The organism is Pseudomonas sp. TH39(2020), assembly GCF_016650715.1.
Lineage (GTDB): Bacteria > Pseudomonadota > Gammaproteobacteria > Pseudomonadales > Pseudomonadaceae > Aquipseudomonas > Aquipseudomonas mandelii_C.
The window spans coordinates 1,748,347-1,763,983 of the sequence record NZ_JAEKFF010000006.1 but is presented as its reverse complement, the minus strand read 5'-3'; the positions used below and the strand labels follow the sequence as shown (position 1 = coordinate 1,763,983).

Below are 15,637 nucleotides of genomic sequence, written 5' to 3'. Positions count from 1 at the left end.
CAGCGATCACGTCGGCAACGCATCCAGCGGCATTTTCAGTTTGGCCGCCAGCGCTTGTGCCTCCAGATGCCCGGCAGGCGCCAACAGACGCAATGTCGCACCCGCTTGCGACGCCATTTTCTGCGCTTCGTTCACCAGCCGCTCGGCCACGCCACGACGACGGGTAATTTTTCGTACACATAGTTGGGACAGGTGCCAGACATCCTGGTGTCGTTGCAGGCGTGCCGCGCCTAACAGTCGATCGTTGAAGCGGCCAGCGATCAGCGAGCCGTCATGCAGGCAGCTTTCGATCAGCTGCAAATCCCCGGTAAACGGGGCAAACAGCCAGTCCGGAGCATCGCGGTAGATCTTCTGCAGATCTTGCTGATCCTGATAAGTGGCTTCGTTTAGCGGCTCGACAATGATCGGCATGAGGGTTCCTTCAGTGGTACGAGAACTGATGACATACAAAAGGTGATATCACTTTGATTTTTCTGTCACGTACAGATGGTAACCTCTGCCGGTTCGTCCGTCCTTCTGCGACGTGAAGTCGCACCAAAACGGAGCTTCAGCCTGAAAAAACAGTCATGCGTGCGCATAAAGGCTGGGGGTGAGGAGTGGCTGGCGAACCATACTAATAATTGGGGGATACACAATGACCACGAGCATCACGGCGGACGGCCTCAAAGCCGACCAGCCCGCGTTCCTGTCCAAGGAGCGCATCATCGCCAAGCCCGGTTTCAACCGTTGGCTGGTACCACCGGCCGCCCTGGCCATCCACCTGTGCATCGGCATGGCCTACGGCTTTTCGGTGTTCTGGTTGCCACTGTCCAAAGCCCTGGGCGTGACCAAGGCAGTGGCCTGCGCGCCGGACATGAGCTTCATCTCGCAAGTCTTCTCGTCCCAATGTGACTGGCCGATCTCGATGCTCGGCTGGATCTACACCCTGTTCTTCATTTTCCTCGGTTGCTCGGCCGCCATCTGGGGCGGCTGGCTGGAACACGCCGGGCCACGCAAGGCTGGCGTTGTATCGGCACTGTGCTGGTGTGGCGGTCTGCTGATTTCAGCGCTGGGGGTCTACACCCACCAGATATGGCTGATGTGGATCGGCTCCGGGGTCATTGGCGGTATCGGCCTGGGCCTGGGTTACATCTCGCCCGTATCGACCCTGATCAAGTGGTTCCCGGACAAGCGCGGCATGGCGACCGGCATGGCAATCATGGGTTTCGGTGGTGGCGCGATGGTCGGTGCTCCGCTGGCCGCAGCCTTGATGGGCCACTTCGCTTCGCCAACCAGTGTCGGCGTGTGGCAGAGCTTCCTGGTGATGGCCGCGATCTACTTCGTGTTCATGATCGGTGGCGCACTGTCCTACCGCGTTCCGCCAACCGGCTGGAAACCTGAAGGCTGGACCGCTCCGGCGAAGAAAGCTTCCAACTCGATGATCACCCACCGTCACGTCCACGTGAATGTGGCGTGGAAAACCCCGCAATTCCGTCTGGTGTGGCTGGTGCTGTGCCTGAACGTTTCGGCGGGTATCGGCATCCTCGGCATGGCTTCGCCGCTGTTGCAGGAAGTGTTTGCCGGTAAGTTGCTGGGTAACGGTCTGACTTTCGGTCAGCTCGACGCTTCGCAACTGGCCTCGATCGCTGCAATTGCTGCCGGTTTTACCGGCTTGCTGAGCCTGTTCAACATCGGTGGCCGGTTCTTCTGGGCCTCGTTCTCGGATTACCTGGGCCGCAAAAACACTTATTTCGTGTTCTTCGCTCTCGGTTTTGCGCTGTACGCGTTGATCCCGAACCTCGGTCACCTGGGCAACGTTGCGCTGTTCGTGGCGGCCTTCTGCATCATCCTGTCGATGTACGGCGGTGGTTTTGCGACTGTCCCTGCGTATCTCGCGGACCTGTTCGGCACGCAAATGGTCGGCGCGATCCACGGTCGTCTGCTGACGGCCTGGGCGGCGGCGGGTGTGTTGGGTCCGGTGTTGGTGAACTACCTGCGTGAGTATCAGCTGAGCATAGGCGTTGAACGCGCCGCGGCTTACGACATCACCCTGTACATCCTCGCGGGCCTGCTGGTGCTGGGTTTCATCTGCAACCTGCTGGTGCGTCCGGTGGCTGACAAGTACTTCATGACCGACGCTGAACTGGCCGCCGAACAGGCGCTGGGCCATGACAAAGGTGCTGACAGCAGCACCGTGCTGGAATGGAAAGCGGCGCCGGGCAGCAAGCCGCTGGCGATTGCGGCGTGGCTGGTGGTGGGTATTCCGTTGGCGTGGGGTGTTTGGGTGACCCTGCAGAAAACGGCAGTCTTGTTCCACTAAGGTGTTCATGGGCTGACAACATCCAGCCCTGAATAAACACCGACCCTGTGGGAGCGAGCCTGCTCGCGAAGACGGAGTGTCAGTCGACATCAGTGTTGGCTGAACCACCGCTTTCGCGAGCAGGCTCGCTCCCACAGTTGTTTTGCAGTGCCCAAAATGGCTTGTATGGACATGTCTATCCCCGACAACACGGGATTCACTCCGTCAGTCATATCACCTCCCGTGTTTCTGTTTGGCGCCCGCGCCCCTATAATGGTTGCCTTTTTCGCCCAATGATTTTGCGGAGCTGGTGATGGCCGAACGTAAGGCGTCAGTCGAGCGCGATACTCTGGAAACCCAGATCAAAGCCTCGATCAACCTGGATGGCACCGGAAAGGCCCGATTTGATATCGGTGTACCTTTTCTTGAGCACATGCTGGACCAGATCGCCCGTCACGGGCTGATCGACCTGGATATTGTCAGCAAGGGCGACCTGCATATCGACGACCACCACACGGTGGAAGACGTCGGTATCACTTTGGGTCAGGCCTTCGCCAAAGCCATCGGCGACAAGAAAGGCATCCGTCGCTACGGTCACGCCTACGTGCCGCTCGATGAAGCGTTGTCGCGTGTGGTGATCGACTTCTCCGGCCGCCCTGGCCTGCAGATGCACGTTCCCTACACCCGTGCCACCGTTGGCGGCTTCGACGTTGACCTGTTCCAGGAATTCTTCCAGGGCTTCGTCAACCACGCGCTTGTCAGCCTGCACATCGACAACCTGCGCGGCACCAACACCCACCACCAGATCGAAACCGTGTTCAAGGCATTCGGCCGCGCACTGCGCATGGCGGTAGAGCTGGATGACCGCATGGCCGGTCAGATGCCGTCGACCAAAGGCGTTCTGTAATGCAGACGGTTGCGGTTATCGATTACGGCATGGGCAACCTGCACTCGGTGGCCAAGGCCCTCGAGCACGTCGGTGCCGGCAAGGTCTTGATCACCAGCGATGCCGACGTGATTCGCGAAGCCGACCGGGTGGTTTTCCCCGGGGTCGGCGCGATTCGCGACTGCATGGCGGAGATCCGTCGCCTGGGCTTCGATTCGCTGGTGCGCGAAGTCAGCCAGGACCGCCCGTTCCTCGGCATCTGCGTCGGCATGCAAGCCTTGCTCGACAGCAGTGAAGAGAACGACGGCGTCGACTGCATCGGCCTGTTCCCGGGCGCGGTGAAGTTCTTCGGCAAAGACCTGCACGAAGACGGCGAGCACCTGAAAGTCCCGCACATGGGCTGGAACGAAGTGAAGCAGACGGTGAGTCATCCGCTGTGGCACAACATTCCGGACCTGGCGCGTTTCTACTTCGTGCACAGCTACTACATCGCTGCCGGCAACCCGCGGCAAGTGGTGGGTGGCGGTCACTACGGTGTCGATTTCGCCGCCGCGCTGGCCGATGGCTCGCGTTTCGCCGTGCAGTTCCACCCGGAGAAGAGCCATACCCACGGCCTGCAATTGCTGCAGAACTTCGCCGCGTGGGATGGTCGCTGGTAAATGGCCGTCAAGAAGAAGCCGCCGATCCTGACCCTCACTCCCGAACAGGAGAACGAGGCCAATCACAAGATCAAACGCTTCATGGAAGATCGCTTCGAACTGGACCTGGGTTCGTTCGAAGCGGCTGAAATCCTTGAGCTGTTTACCCGTGAAATTGCGCCGCACTATTACAACAGGGCGATTTTCGATGTGCAGACGCACCTTAAAGAAAGGTTCGAAAGCATCGAAAGCGACTTGTGGGCGCTCGAGAAAAACTGATTTTCGAGCGAAGCTGAACAATCGAATTTGAAGGTTTGCCAGATGCTGATTATTCCCGCTATCGATCTTAAAGACGGTGCCTGTGTTCGTCTGCGCCAGGGCCGCATGGAAGATTCCACGGTGTTCTCCGATGACCCGGTGAGCATGGCTGCCAAGTGGGTGGAAGGCGGTTGCCGCCGTCTGCATCTGGTCGACCTGAACGGCGCCTTCGAAGGCCAGCCGGTCAACGGCGAAGTGGTCACCGCCATCGCCAAGCGCTACCCGAACCTGCCGATTCAGATCGGCGGCGGTATCCGCTCCCTGGAAACCATCGAACACTACGTGAAGGCGGGCGTGAGCTACGTGATCATCGGCACCAAAGCTGTGAAAGATCCGGCTTTCGTTGCTGAAGCCTGCCGCGCGTTCCCGGGCAAGGTTATCGTCGGTCTGGATGCCAAAGACGGTTTTGTCGCCACTGACGGTTGGGCTGAAATCAGCACCATTCAGGTGATCGACCTGGCCAAGCAATTCGAAGCCGACGGCGTGTCCGCGATCGTTTATACCGACATCGCCAAAGACGGCATGATGCAGGGCTGCAACGTTTCGTACACCGCCGCCCTGGCCGCTGCGACGAAGATTCCGGTGATCGCTTCCGGCGGTATCCACAATCTGGGTGACATCAAGTCGCTGCTCGACGCCAAGGCGCCAGGCATCATCGGCGCCATCACCGGCCGGGCGATCTACGAAGGCACCCTCGATGTCGCTGAAGCGCAAGCTTTCTGCGATTCGTACAAAGGCTGAGGACTCACCATGGCGCTGGCCAAACGCATCATCCCTTGCCTGGACGTGGATAACGGCCGGGTGGTCAAGGGCGTCAAGTTCGAGAACATTCGCGACGCCGGCGACCCGGTGGAAATCGCCCGTCGCTACGACGAGCAAGGTGCCGACGAGATTACCTTTCTCGACATCACCGCCAGCGTCGACGGTCGCGACACCACGCTGCATACCGTCGAACGCATGGCCAGCCAGGTGTTCATCCCGCTGACCGTGGGTGGCGGTGTGCGTACCGTGCAGGACATTCGCAACTTGCTCAATGCCGGCGCGGACAAGGTTTCGATCAACACCGCTGCGGTGTTCAACCCGGAATTCGTCGGCGAAGCGGCTCAGCATTTCGGCTCGCAGTGCATTGTCGTCGCCATCGACGCGAAGAAAGTTTCCGGTCCGGGCGAAACCCCACGCTGGGAAATATTCACCCACGGTGGTCGCAAACCAACCGGTCTCGACGCCGTTGAGTGGGCGAAGAAGATGGAAGGCCTCGGTGCCGGTGAAATCCTGCTGACCAGCATGGACCAGGACGGCATGAAAAACGGCTTCGACCTGGGCGTGACTCGCGCTATCAGCGATGCCTTGGGCATTCCGGTAATCGCGTCCGGCGGTGTCGGCAACCTGCAGCACTTGGCCGACGGCATTATCGAAGGCCACGCCAGCGCGGTATTGGCGGCGAGTATTTTCCACTTCGGCGAATACACCGTGCAGGAAGCCAAGGCCTACATGGCCCATCGCGGCATCGTGATGCGGTAAACAAACCGATACAGGCCAGTGGACATCATGGCGGGCTCAAGGCACTCTTGGGTACGCCATGGATTCAGGTAGCCAGACATGCTTAAACGCCTTCTTCTTGTCCTCGCCAGCGCTTCTCTATTGCTCATCAATGGAGCGCATGCCACAGAAAATCCCGACACCGGTCTGGTGTTGCTGACTGAAAATTTCCCCCCCTACAACATGGCGAAGAACGGCAAGAACTTCGCTCAGGACGAGAACATCAATGGCATCGCCGTGGACATCGTCCGCGAGATATTCAAGCGCGCCGAAGTCACCTATAGCCTGACGCTGCGTTTCCCTTGGGAGCGAATCTATAAGCTCGCCCTGGAGAAACCCGGTTACGGCGTATTTGTGATGGCGCGGTTGCCGGACCGCGAGAAACTGTTCAAGTGGGTTGGCCCGATTGGTCCGGACGACTGGATCATGCTGGCCAAGGCTGACAGCAAGATCACACTCGAGACGCTGGATCAGGCGCGCAAGTACAAGATCGGCGCCTACAAGGGCGATGCGATTGCCGAGACGCTAGCCAAGCAAGGACTGAAGCCGATCGTTGTGCTGCGCGATCAGGACAACGCAAAAAAACTGGTCAACGGCCAGATCGACCTGTGGGCCACTGGTGACCCGGCAGGCCGCTATCTGGCGCGTCAGGACGGGGTGACAGGGCTCAAGACCGTGCTGCGCTTCAATAGTGCCGAGTTGTACCTGGCGTTGAACAAAGACGTTCCGGATGAAACCGTCGCCAAGCTGCAAGCCGCGCTGGATCAGCTACGCAAGGAAGGCGTGGTGGACGACATCATGGCGAAGTATCTGTAGCCATCACTTCGATACAACCTGAGACGGAGCGGCCGGCGTCGCGCTCAAGTACACGGCACTTGTAAACACGTTATTCAACCTCGCCCTTGTCAGCTGCTGTTCCCCTGAGGCGACGCCGATAATACAGAGCGCATGTGCGCCGCTTTGTGGCCCGATTTCACTATTGATGTAAGCCTCTTCAGCGCTGATAGCGGCGCTGTAATTGTCGGAAGCTTTGCAGCCCCTGGCGTTATGGACCGTTTTGTAGCGATAGAAGGGCGCCTCGAGGGAGAACCTGAAATCCCACGTAGGCAATACGATCTGCCCATCTGCGTTTTGCGTTCTATGCACGTATGACTTGAGCTTCCAGGGCTCCGTGACAGTCAGCTCGACCGGCTCCAATGAACAGTCCGCCCCATCACTGGTAAAGACCCCATCAATAAAGCACTTGTGAAGAAAGTTGGCGGAGTAGCTGTAGTTGAAACGGGCGGCCGTGCAAGACGTCGAGTGCTCACAATCGGGCGGCGCTGGGGTATTGCGCGAGATAGCGACTTTACTGACGATGCCGGTGATTTCATTGGTGCGGCGGTTCAGCATCGGGCTACCGGAGCTGCCAGCGTAAAGGTCGCAGCTGTTTTTCATGGCTAAAGGGAACACCCCGGGATGATCGATGAATGTTCCGGCGGTTTGTTCAGCGCAGGCGCTCAATCGAAGCCCCTGTTCGGTAAAGCCACCCGGCGCGCCAACGTTAAGCGCATCCTGACTCTCGTAGGTTTGATGGGACGCCAGCTTGAGCGGGTTGACCCCGGCCTGTATCAGCGACGCCAATGTCGCGTCGACCTCCAGTACTGCAAGATCGGTCCCGACCAGACTGCTCCATCGGACAGTTCGAATGGCGTATCGGCGCTTACGCTGTGGCATGTCATGAAAGTAGTGGAAGGTGACGCTGGCTTCCAAAGGCAGATTGGTCCGCGCCGAACCGTACTGAAAGAGCACGCAATGACCGCTGGTGAGCAGGTAAGCAGGGCCAGTGGCTTGGCCGTGTCTGTTTCGCGTGTCCAGCAGAACGGCGCTGCAAGTCTCGCCCGATTGGAGACTGAGTCGTCCCACGCCGCTCCAGATTTCATAAAAATGTTCGCTGTTTTGCAGTGCCCTTGACGGTGAGTCGTTGACAGCGCCTTCGCCCAGGTCGCGGGCCTGCGCGGCGGAAATAACCAGCAGGCCAATCAGGCCGGCGAAGCAAAAGAAGCTGAGGTATTTCATGTCCATTCCTTGGTGATGAAATTCAGGCTGAGCGCTATCGTGGCACGCGGCGGTGTACCGAAAGGTATAAATAGTTATCGTGAAATGGAGTGGGCTGCGAGGAATTACCGTGCGGTCGGGAGACGGTACTGGCCATCCTTGCCGTGCGCTGCCGTTGCACGATTGCCGCGCACACTGATCATCTGTTTGATATCGATCCAGTCAATGCCCTGAGCCTTGAGCTTGGGCAATTCACGTTCAAGCACCGCTAATGTCTGCGGATACGGATGCCCGATCATCACCGCAGAACCCTGCTTGCGCGCCAGGCTGATAGCCGTCTGTAGCTGAGTAAAAATCGCGGCTTCAGTGGGCTCGTCATCCAGGAATACATCCCGCGAAACGCTCGCCAGACCAATCTTCTGCGCCTCGGCGGCCGCCACGGTTTGCGCACTGGTGCGGCTGTCGACGAAGAGCTTGTGCCGACGCTGCAAGTCCGCCATCAGCCAGGCCATGGCCGGTTGCTGAACGGTCATGCGGCTGCCCATATGGTTGTTGATACCTGCGGTATACGGCACAGCCTGGAACGCCGCGTTCAGACGCTTTTCGAGTTCTTCGATGGGTAACTCGGGATGCCAGGCGAACGGCCCGGTGGCCGGGTCCATGGGCATGTGCAGGATGACGATCTTGCCGGCGCGGTGAGCCTCGCGGGCGAATTCGGTGGCGTGGGGCGTGTCGGGCATGATCGCCGTGGTGACCGGGCCGGGCAGGGCCAACACGCGACGATCCCGGGGCAGGTTCTGCCCCAGGTCATCGATGATCAGAGTGATGTAAGCCTTTTGAGGGGCAGGCGCCGCGTGAGCGACACCCACCAGACAGCACAGCAGGCCGAGGAGCAACCGCAGGCGCATCTCAGCGGCCGGAGGTGATGCTCAACCCTTTGAGCAGGCTCAGGGCCTGGGCCAATTGGTAGTCGTCATCCTGCGGCATCGCCTTGGCTTTGCCGCTGGAGGTGGTCGGTTTGTCGGCGCCGCCGTTGCCATTGCCCAGGTGACCTTGCAGATCGGCTTCCTTGAAGTACTCCCCGTCCTGCTCGTTGGTGATCTTGGCCTTGCGCACTTCGATGTCCGGGACGATGCCCTGAGCCTGGATCGAGCGGCCGTTCGGCGTGTAATACAGCGCCGTGGTGATCTTCAGTGCGCGTTCGTTGTTCAGCGGCAGCACGGTTTGTACCGAGCCTTTGCCGAAACTGGTGGTGCCCATGACCACCGCGCGTTTCTGATCCTGCAAGGCACCGGCGACAATTTCCGAGGCCGAGGCACTGCCGCCGTTGATCAGCGCGACCATTGGCACGGCTTCGCTTTCGTCCTTGCCGGTGGCGGAGAAGCGCAGTTCGGAGTTGGCAATACGGCCCTTGGTGTAAACGATCAGGCCCTTGGTAATGAAGTGGTCGACCACTTCCACCGCCGCTTGCAGCACGCCGCCCGGGTTGTTACGCAGGTCGAGGATGATGCCTTTGAGCTTCTTGCCGTTGTCCTTGCGCAGCTTGGCCAGGGCTTTAGAGACTTCGTCGCCGGTCTTGACCTGGAACTGGGTGATGCGGATGTAGCCGTAGCCGGATTCCAGCAGCTGGCTCTTCACGCTCTTCACTTGAATGATGGCGCGGGCCAGGGTCACGTCAAACGGTGTACCGCCGTCGCGCACCAGGGTCAGGGTGATTTTCTGGCCGATCTTGCCGCGCATCTTGTCCACGGCTTCGGTCATGCTCTGGCCGCGGGTCGGTTGGCCGTTGATCTTGACGATGAAGTCGCCGGCCTGAATGCCAGCCTTGGAGGCCGGAGTGTCATCGATCGGTGAAACGACCTTGATGAAACCGTCTTCGGCGCCAACTTCGATGCCCAGGCCGCCGAATTCGCCGCTGGTGCTTTCCTGCAACTCAGCGAAGTCTTCCGGGCCCAGATAGGCGGAGTGCGGGTCGAGGTTGCTGAGCATGCCTTTGATGGCGTTTTCCAGCAGGGTCTTGTCGTCCACCGGTTCGACATACGCGGCCTTGATCCGATCCATGACCTCGGCAAAGGTGCGCAACTCTTCCAGAGGCAACGGCGCCTTGGTGGTCGCAGCCGTGCCCGCAGGCGCGACCGCCGGGGCCGGTTGAGCGGCGAACGCCAGAGGCGCGCCGATCACCAGGGCGATCGTCAGGGCCAGCGAGGTAAGGCGGGACAAATGCAGCATGTCGAACGAACTCCTGAATTAGGTCGCGTGCTTATCCTTGCGCGCGACACCATTGCGCTGGATCACTCGGGTGACCCTGCTGACGAATAGCGAAATACAGCGCTGGTGTGTCCTGCCCGCCACTGCTACCCACAGTGGAGATGGACTCACCGGCTTTTACCACGTCACCCGCAGACTTGAGCAGCGTCTGGTTGTGACCATAAAGACTCAAAAAACCGTTGCCGTGGTCGAGAATCACCAGCAGCCCGGCGCCGCGCAACCAGTCGGCGAACACCACGCGACCGCCATGCACGGCGTGCACCTGGCTGCCGGCGGAGGCGCTGATCATCACGCCGTCCCACTTGGTGCGGGCGTCGTCGCCACGGGTTTCGCCAAAGCGTGCAAGCAGTCGACCATCAACGGGCCAGGGAAGTTTTCCCCGGCTTGAAGCAAAGGGGCCGCCAAAGGTCTCACCTGAACTTGATACCAGGGCGCCGGGTGTCGATTTAACGGGTTTGCGTGGGGCATCAGTGGCGTCTGCATCTGCTGCAGCCTGAGCCTCACGTAAACGCTTTTTTTCGGCTTCCTGCTGGGCAATCAGCGCTTTTTGCCGCGCCTCTTCTGCCTCTCGGGCCTGACGGGCCAAGGTTTCTTCAATGGTTTTAAGGACTTTAGACAGGTCTGCCTGATCTTGCTCGCGGGCTGCCAGCTTCTGATCGCGGGCTTTCACGTCGTCGCTGAGCTTGGCCAGGACTTGCTGACGTTCCTTGCGGACTTTGTCGAGTTCATCACGCTGGCTGTCGAGGCTGCTTTTCTGCACCAGCAATTGCGCCTGTTGCATGGCGATGTCTTTTTCGACATTGGCCAGTTGGCGCAGGGTTTCGTTGAAATTCTTCAGCTGCTCCAGGCGGGCCTGGCTCAGGTAGTCGTAATAGGTGAGGGTGCGGGCGAATTTTTCCGGGTTCTGCTGGTTGAGCAGCAGCTTCAAGTACTCCTGACGGCCGTTCTGATAGGCCGCGCGGGCCTGAATGGCGATCAGTCGCTGCTGTTCAATGCGCGCGCTCTGGAGTTTTTTTTTCTCGGCATCGAGTCGCTGCAGCTCGGCTTCGCTTTTCTTCAGCTCTTTTTGCAGGGCTTCGACCTGCTTCTCGAGCTTGCCCATCTCGGTCTCGGTGCCTTTGAGGTCTTTCTGCACACCGGATTTTTCTTCCTGGAGTTTGCCCAGCAGTTTTTTCAGCTCGGCAATGTCCTGACGCGTGGCGTCCAACTGTTGTTGGGTTTGCGCGCGCTCGTCAGCAAAGGCCGGTTGGAGCAGGCATGTCAGAGCAAGGGCTATCAGGACGCGAAGCATAGAGGCGGGCGACACCAGGGAAAGGGACGGGCCTAGTATGCCCGCCAAGCGCTGCAAAAAAAACGCCCAATTGGGGTTGTGTGATAACCGGGCTGAAAAACACCGAAAACCAATGTGGGAGCGAGCCTGCTCGCGATGGCGTCTGAACATTCAACCGTGATCTTGGCTGTCAGATTGCTATCGCGAGCAGGCTCGCTCCCACAGGGTTTGGTGGCGTTTGAAGGACCTAATCAGACCAGTATCGAAGTCCCGGTCATTTCCGTCGGTTTTTCCAGGCCCATCAACATCAGCATGGTCGGTGCCACATCCGCCAGCACGCCGCCGTCGCGAACCTTGAAGTCACGCTTGCCGACATAGATGAACGGCACCGGTTCGGTGGTGTGCGCGGTATGCGCCTGGCCGGTGGATGCGTCGGACATTTGCTCGACGTTGCCATGGTCGGCGGTGATCAGCGCTTCGCCGCCGACTTTTTCCAGCGCGTCAACGATGCGGCCGACGCACAGGTCGAGGCATTCAACGGCTTTTACGGCTGCGTCGAACACGCCGCTGTGGCCGACCATGTCGCCGTTGGCGTAGTTGACCACGATCACGTCGTAACGCTGGTTTTCGATGGCATCGACGATGCGGTCGGTGACTTCCGGGGCGCTCATCTCGGGCTGCAAGTCATAAGTGGCGACTTTTGGCGACGGGATCAGGATGCGTTCTTCGCCAGGGAACGGTTCTTCGCGACCGCCGGAGAAGAAGAAGGTCACGTGGGCATACTTCTCGGTTTCGGCGATGCGCAGTTGGGTCTTGCCGTTTTTCGCCAGGTAGTCGCCCAGCACGTTGTCCAGGCTGCCCGCGGCGAAGGCCGATGGGGCGGGAATGCTGGCGGCGTACTGGGTCAGCATGACGAAGCCGGCCAGTTTTGGCTGGCGGGCACGTTCAAATTCCTTGAAATCGTCTTCGACGAACACGCGGGTCAGTTCGCGGGCGCGGTCAGCGCGGAAGTTCATGAACACCACGGCGTCGCCGTCTTCGACTTTCACCGGCTCACCGATGCTGGTGGCTTTGACGAATTCGTCGCTTTCGCCACGTTCGTACGCGGCTTGCAGGCCTTCCTGAGCGGTGGCGGCGTTGAATTCGCCGTTGCCATCGACAATCAGGTTGTAAGCCTGGGACACGCGGTCCCAACGGTTGTCGCGGTCCATGGCGAAGTAACGGCCGACAATGCTGGCGATCCGGCCTTTGCCGAGGGCCTGGAAGGCCGCATCCAGCAGTTCGATGGACGACTGAGCGCTTTTCGGCGGCGTGTCGCGACCATCAAGGAAGGCGTGCAGATAGATTTTTTCGGCGCCGCGCTTGAAAGCCAGTTCGGCCATGGCAACCAGGTGATCCTGGTGGCTGTGAACACCGCCATCGGACAGCAGGCCCATGAAGTGCACGGCTTTGCCGGCAGCGACGGCTTTATCGACAGCGGCGCAGATGGTCGGGTTCTCGAAGAACTCGCCGTCGCGGATCGATTTGGTCACGCGTGTGAAGTCCTGATACACCACGCGGCCGGCGCCGAGGTTCATGTGACCGACTTCGGAGTTGCCCATCTGGCCATCCGGCAGGCCGACGTCCATGCCGCTGCCCGAGATCAGACCGTTCGGCACGGTGGCCCACAGACGGTCCAGTACGGGCTTCTTCGCCGCAAACACGGCATTGGATTCAGGGCTCTCACTGTGACCGAAGCCGTCGAGAATAATCAGGACCAAAGGTTTAGGCGTGGTAGTCATGGATTCCACTCGTGGCTGAGTTAATAGAGGGCGATGGAAAAGGGAGTGGCAGTTTAAAGGCAAGTTCAATCCACGTCACCGCCGGACGGGGTTTGGCCCACCATAGTGGCTGTGTATACTGGCCGACATTTTAACGCCCTGGAACCTCCTTCGATGGTTGATCATCTGATTCAATTCGCCACCAACCACTACATTCTCGTGGGTATCTTCGTTGTACTGGCAGCCCTGCTATTGGCCTATCAGATGCAAGGCGGCGGCCGCAGCCTGAGCACCGGTGAACTGACCGGGCTGGTCAACAAGGACGCGGGCGTTGTGATCGACATTCGTTCGACCAAGGATTTCGCCGCCGGTCACATTGTTGGCGCGGTGAACATTCCTCACGACAAACTGACCGCTCGCGTCGGCGAACTGGAAAAGCACAAGGCCAAGACCATCATCCTGGTCGACGCCATGGGCCAGACCGCCGGCACACATGCCCGCGAACTGATGAAGTCCGGCTTCACCGCCGCCAAGCTCTCCGGCGGTATTTCCAGCTGGAAAGGCGACAACCTGCCGCTGGTGAAGTGATATGAGCAACGTCGTCGTCTATTCCAGCGATTACTGCCCTTACTGTTCGCGAGCCAAGTACCTGCTCGAGAACAAAGGCGTGGCCTTCGAAGAGATCAAGGTCGATGGCAAGCCGCAGGTGCGTGCCGCCATGGCTCAGAAGGCGGGACGTACGTCCGTGCCGCAGATCTGGATCGGCAGCACCCACGTGGGTGGTTGTGATGATTTGTTTGCCCTTGAGCGCGCCGGCAAGCTCGACGCCATGCTCAAGGCCTGAATGCCTTCCCTATAAGACCCCAAGATCAGAAAGGATCTGAGATGACTGACCAACAGAACACTGCAGCTAGCGAAGAAGAAACCGCACCGCAATTCTCCTTGCAGCGCATCTACGTACGTGACTTGTCCTTCGAAGCCCCGAAAAGCCCGGCAATCTTCCGCCAGCAGTGGGAACCGAGCGTCGGTCTGGATCTGAACACCCGTCAAAAGGCTCTGGAAGGCGACTTCCACGAAGTCGTACTGACCCTGTCCGTTACCGTGAAGAACGGCGACGAAGTGGCGTTCATTGCTGAAGTGCAACAGGCCGGGATCTTCCTGATCAAGAACCTCGACGACGCTTCGATGAGCCACACCCTCGGTGCGTTCTGCCCGAATATCCTGTTCCCGTACGCTCGTGAAACCTTGGACAGCCTGGTCACCCGCGGTTCGTTCCCGGCGCTGATGCTGGCCCCGGTGAACTTCGACGCGCTGTACGCACAAGAACTGCAACGCATGCAGGCGGCTGGCGAAACCCCGACCGTTCAGTAAGCGTTCGAAGCACCAAAGCAATTTTAATGTGGGAGCGAGCCTGCTCGCGAATAGGGAGTGTCAGATGACATCAATGTCGTCTGATACACCGCTTTCGCGAGCAGGCTCGCTCCCACATTGGTTTGTGGTGTTATTTAAACCCGTTTTGGCGCCAGGCCTCGTACACGGCGACCGCCACTGTGTTCGACAGGTTCAGACTGCGGCAGCCTTCACGCATCGGCAGGCGCAAACGTTGTTCGCCGGGCAGTGCATCGAGCACTTCCGCCGGTAAGCCGCGACTTTCCGGGCCGAACAGGAACGCATCGCCCTCGGCGAAGCTGGCGTCGTGGAACGGCCGCGAGCCCTTGGTGGTGAAAGCGAACAGCCGAGGATGACCGAGGCTTTCCAGGCAGCTGGCGAGGTCTGCGTGGCGTTGCAGGGTGGCATACTCGTGGTAATCGAGGCCGGCCCGGCGCAGGCGCTTGTCGTCCATCTCGAAGCCCAGCGGTTCGATCAAATGCAGGTGGCAGCCACTGTTGGCGCACAGCCTGATAACGTTGCCGGTATTCGGCGGAATTTCTGGTTGGAAAAGGATGACGTGAAACATGCACGGCTCCGAAGGTAAAGATGAGCGGCATTCTACGCCTGAAGCTGACCCGCGTTCGAAGCTATTCCCGCGAGTGATGGCTTCGCTGGCGATTGTCGGGGTGATGGTGGGGCTGATGATCGGTCGCCTGACCACTCCCGACCCCAGCGAATTGCAGCAGGTCGAGGTCACGAACGATGGGCTGGTGGTGTGGTTCAACAATGAACCCAAGGCCCATGGCGAGTTCGTCGACGGTAGCCTCGCGTTGCTGTTCGAGGCTGAAGGAAAGGCACAGAAAGGTCAGCTCAAAATCAACGACAAGAGCGTGAACTGGCGCGTGCGTTTGAGTGATGGGGGGTTGTTGCTGACGGTGGTGGCGGCCCGGCCACTGCAGGGCGAGTGGGCCGGTAGCGAGGTCGATGACCGCTGGCGGCTGGAGATCCATCTCCGAGAGCAATAAAAGAGGGAATCCCCGGCCTGCCTGTACCAAGGTCCCCAAAACGGCAGGGCTCGCGCATTGCGCCGTGAGCCCGGTGTAAAGAAGGAACCCCTGACCTGCCTGTATCAAGGGCCCCAAAACTGCTTCGGCTCGTCGCTTGTGCGGTGTGAGCCCGGTGTAAAGAGGGGAATCCCCGGCCTGCCTGTACCAAGGTCCCCGAAACTGGGTAGTGAATCGAATCACTGAATGGACTATTGCAGGGGGCGTG

18 protein-coding genes are annotated in these 15,637 nt (G+C 59.5%); 11 read left to right on the top strand and 7 right to left on the bottom strand.

From position 1 onward, the window contains the following. Window positions 1-6: 6 nt before the first annotated feature. Window positions 7-411: an acetyl-CoA sensor PanZ family protein gene (locus JFU47_RS15800; RefSeq protein ID WP_201184111.1), complete on the bottom strand. Its 405-nt coding sequence runs from the start codon at window positions 409-411 to the stop codon at window positions 7-9. Window positions 412-634: 223 nt separating this feature from the next. On the opposite strand from JFU47_RS15800, the gene JFU47_RS15795 reads away from it, so the two are divergent. From JFU47_RS15795 to JFU47_RS15765, 7 genes are all read left to right on the top strand, one after another. Further along, entirely contained in the window at window positions 635-2,299 is a 1,665-nt protein-coding gene (locus tag JFU47_RS15795; RefSeq protein ID WP_201184108.1) for an OFA family MFS transporter, read from the top strand. Between the two features lie 292 nt (window positions 2,300-2,591). Continuing rightward, window positions 2,592-3,185 (top strand): imidazoleglycerol-phosphate dehydratase HisB, encoded by a 594-nt coding sequence (hisB, locus tag JFU47_RS15790; protein ID WP_003218037.1) that lies wholly within the window; start codon window positions 2,592-2,594, stop codon window positions 3,183-3,185. After that, entirely contained in the window at window positions 3,185-3,823 is a 639-nt protein-coding gene (gene hisH / locus JFU47_RS15785; RefSeq protein ID WP_033058292.1) for an imidazole glycerol phosphate synthase subunit HisH, read from the top strand. Before hisB ends, hisH begins: the two co-directional genes overlap by 1 nt. After that, window positions 3,824-4,081, top strand: coding sequence for a DUF2164 domain-containing protein (locus JFU47_RS15780; RefSeq protein WP_008024930.1), 258 nt, complete (start codon window positions 3,824-3,826; stop codon window positions 4,079-4,081). It abuts the gene before it with no gap. 42 nt (window positions 4,082-4,123) lie between these two features. After that, window positions 4,124-4,861, top strand: a complete 738-nt coding sequence (gene hisA, locus JFU47_RS15775) for a 1-(5-phosphoribosyl)-5-[(5-phosphoribosylamino)methylideneamino]imidazole-4-carboxamide isomerase (protein WP_007897434.1) — start codon at window positions 4,124-4,126, stop codon at window positions 4,859-4,861. A gap of 9 nt (window positions 4,862-4,870) precedes the next feature. Further along, the gene (gene hisF, locus JFU47_RS15770; RefSeq protein ID WP_007972752.1) at window positions 4,871-5,641 is read left to right on the top strand and encodes an imidazole glycerol phosphate synthase subunit HisF; all 771 of its coding nucleotides are present in this window, start codon (window positions 4,871-4,873) and stop codon (window positions 5,639-5,641) included. A gap of 78 nt (window positions 5,642-5,719) precedes the next feature. After that, window positions 5,720-6,475, top strand: a complete 756-nt coding sequence (locus JFU47_RS15765; RefSeq protein WP_201184105.1) for a substrate-binding periplasmic protein — start codon at window positions 5,720-5,722, stop codon at window positions 6,473-6,475. Between the two features lie 3 nt (window positions 6,476-6,478). Here the strand turns inward: JFU47_RS15765 and JFU47_RS15760 are convergent, their stop codons facing one another. From JFU47_RS15760 to gpmI, 5 genes are all read right to left on the bottom strand, one after another. Further along, a complete protein-coding gene (locus JFU47_RS15760) occupies window positions 6,479-7,717 on the bottom strand; it encodes a trypsin-like serine peptidase (protein WP_201184102.1) in 1,239 nt (412 codons plus the stop codon). A 104-nt stretch (window positions 7,718-7,821) separates the two neighbouring features. Further along, complete coding sequence (locus JFU47_RS15755) at window positions 7,822-8,604, bottom strand: divergent polysaccharide deacetylase family protein (RefSeq protein ID WP_140680564.1); 783 nt, start codon at window positions 8,602-8,604, stop codon at window positions 7,822-7,824. A 1-nt stretch (window position 8,605) separates the two neighbouring features. Next, window positions 8,606-9,925 carry a S41 family peptidase gene (locus tag JFU47_RS15750; protein ID WP_201184100.1) on the bottom strand — a complete coding sequence of 440 codons (1,320 nt, stop codon included), beginning with the start codon at window positions 9,923-9,925 and terminating at the stop codon, window positions 8,606-8,608. A 31-nt stretch (window positions 9,926-9,956) separates the two neighbouring features. Continuing rightward, window positions 9,957-11,255, bottom strand: a complete 1,299-nt coding sequence (locus JFU47_RS15745) for a murein hydrolase activator EnvC family protein (RefSeq protein ID WP_140680568.1) — start codon at window positions 11,253-11,255, stop codon at window positions 9,957-9,959. 230 nt (window positions 11,256-11,485) lie between these two features. Further along, complete coding sequence (gpmI, locus tag JFU47_RS15740; protein WP_201184097.1) at window positions 11,486-13,015, bottom strand: 2,3-bisphosphoglycerate-independent phosphoglycerate mutase; 1,530 nt, start codon at window positions 13,013-13,015, stop codon at window positions 11,486-11,488. A 153-nt stretch (window positions 13,016-13,168) separates the two neighbouring features. On the opposite strand from gpmI, the gene JFU47_RS15735 reads away from it, so the two are divergent. From JFU47_RS15735 to secB, 3 genes are read left to right on the top strand one after another with little or no spacing between them, the layout of a single operon-like run. Next, window positions 13,169-13,582 carry a rhodanese-like domain-containing protein gene (locus tag JFU47_RS15735; RefSeq protein ID WP_123366994.1) on the top strand — a complete coding sequence of 138 codons (414 nt, stop codon included), beginning with the start codon at window positions 13,169-13,171 and terminating at the stop codon, window positions 13,580-13,582. Window position 13,583: 1 nt separating this feature from the next. Further along, window positions 13,584-13,838, top strand: a complete 255-nt coding sequence (gene grxC / locus JFU47_RS15730) for a glutaredoxin 3 (RefSeq protein WP_008149430.1) — start codon at window positions 13,584-13,586, stop codon at window positions 13,836-13,838. A gap of 41 nt (window positions 13,839-13,879) precedes the next feature. Continuing rightward, window positions 13,880-14,365, top strand: coding sequence for a protein-export chaperone SecB (gene secB / locus JFU47_RS15725; RefSeq protein ID WP_007949026.1), 486 nt, complete (start codon window positions 13,880-13,882; stop codon window positions 14,363-14,365). A 130-nt stretch (window positions 14,366-14,495) separates the two neighbouring features. Here secB and trmL read toward each other — a convergent pair whose 3' ends face one another. Beyond that, on the bottom strand, window positions 14,496-14,951 hold the full coding sequence (trmL, locus tag JFU47_RS15720) for a tRNA (uridine(34)/cytosine(34)/5-carboxymethylaminomethyluridine(34)-2'-O)-methyltransferase TrmL (protein WP_008149431.1): 456 nt from the start codon (window positions 14,949-14,951) through the stop codon (window positions 14,496-14,498). Here trmL and JFU47_RS15715 point away from each other — a divergent pair. Beyond that, on the top strand, window positions 14,950-15,390 hold the full coding sequence (locus JFU47_RS15715; protein WP_046052179.1) for a hypothetical protein: 441 nt from the start codon (window positions 14,950-14,952) through the stop codon (window positions 15,388-15,390). The genes trmL and JFU47_RS15715 overlap by 2 nt on opposite strands. Window positions 15,391-15,637: the final 247 nt, after the last annotated feature.

Excerpts from the sequence above, each read along its gene's own strand:
- JFU47_RS15715 (WP_046052179.1), top strand. The coding sequence starts at position 14,950 with ATGCACGGCTCCGAAGGTAAAGATGAGCGGCATTCTACGCCTGAAGCT.
- hisH (WP_033058292.1), top strand. The coding sequence starts at position 3,185 with ATGCAGACGGTTGCGGTTATCGATTACGGCATGGGCAACCTGCACTCG.
- JFU47_RS15760 (WP_201184102.1), bottom strand. The coding sequence starts at position 7,717 with ATGAAATACCTCAGCTTCTTTTGCTTCGCCGGCCTGATTGGCCTGCTG.
- JFU47_RS15765 (WP_201184105.1), top strand. The coding sequence starts at position 5,720 with ATGCTTAAACGCCTTCTTCTTGTCCTCGCCAGCGCTTCTCTATTGCTC.
- JFU47_RS15755 (WP_140680564.1), bottom strand. The coding sequence starts at position 8,604 with ATGCGCCTGCGGTTGCTCCTCGGCCTGCTGTGCTGTCTGGTGGGTGTC.
- JFU47_RS15745 (WP_140680568.1), bottom strand. The coding sequence starts at position 11,255 with ATGCTTCGCGTCCTGATAGCCCTTGCTCTGACATGCCTGCTCCAACCG.
- hisA (WP_007897434.1), top strand. The coding sequence starts at position 4,124 with ATGCTGATTATTCCCGCTATCGATCTTAAAGACGGTGCCTGTGTTCGT.
- JFU47_RS15800 (WP_201184111.1), bottom strand. The coding sequence starts at position 411 with ATGCCGATCATTGTCGAGCCGCTAAACGAAGCCACTTATCAGGATCAG.
- hisB (WP_003218037.1), top strand. The coding sequence starts at position 2,592 with ATGGCCGAACGTAAGGCGTCAGTCGAGCGCGATACTCTGGAAACCCAG.
- hisF (WP_007972752.1), top strand. The coding sequence starts at position 4,871 with ATGGCGCTGGCCAAACGCATCATCCCTTGCCTGGACGTGGATAACGGC.
- JFU47_RS15735 (WP_123366994.1), top strand. The coding sequence starts at position 13,169 with ATGGTTGATCATCTGATTCAATTCGCCACCAACCACTACATTCTCGTG.
- JFU47_RS15750 (WP_201184100.1), bottom strand. The coding sequence starts at position 9,925 with ATGCTGCATTTGTCCCGCCTTACCTCGCTGGCCCTGACGATCGCCCTG.
- secB (WP_007949026.1), top strand. The coding sequence starts at position 13,880 with ATGACTGACCAACAGAACACTGCAGCTAGCGAAGAAGAAACCGCACCG.
- JFU47_RS15795 (WP_201184108.1), top strand. The coding sequence starts at position 635 with ATGACCACGAGCATCACGGCGGACGGCCTCAAAGCCGACCAGCCCGCG.
- trmL (WP_008149431.1), bottom strand. The coding sequence starts at position 14,951 with ATGTTTCACGTCATCCTTTTCCAACCAGAAATTCCGCCGAATACCGGC.
- JFU47_RS15780 (WP_008024930.1), top strand. The coding sequence starts at position 3,824 with ATGGCCGTCAAGAAGAAGCCGCCGATCCTGACCCTCACTCCCGAACAG.
- grxC (WP_008149430.1), top strand. The coding sequence starts at position 13,584 with ATGAGCAACGTCGTCGTCTATTCCAGCGATTACTGCCCTTACTGTTCG.
- gpmI (WP_201184097.1), bottom strand. The coding sequence starts at position 13,015 with ATGACTACCACGCCTAAACCTTTGGTCCTGATTATTCTCGACGGCTTC.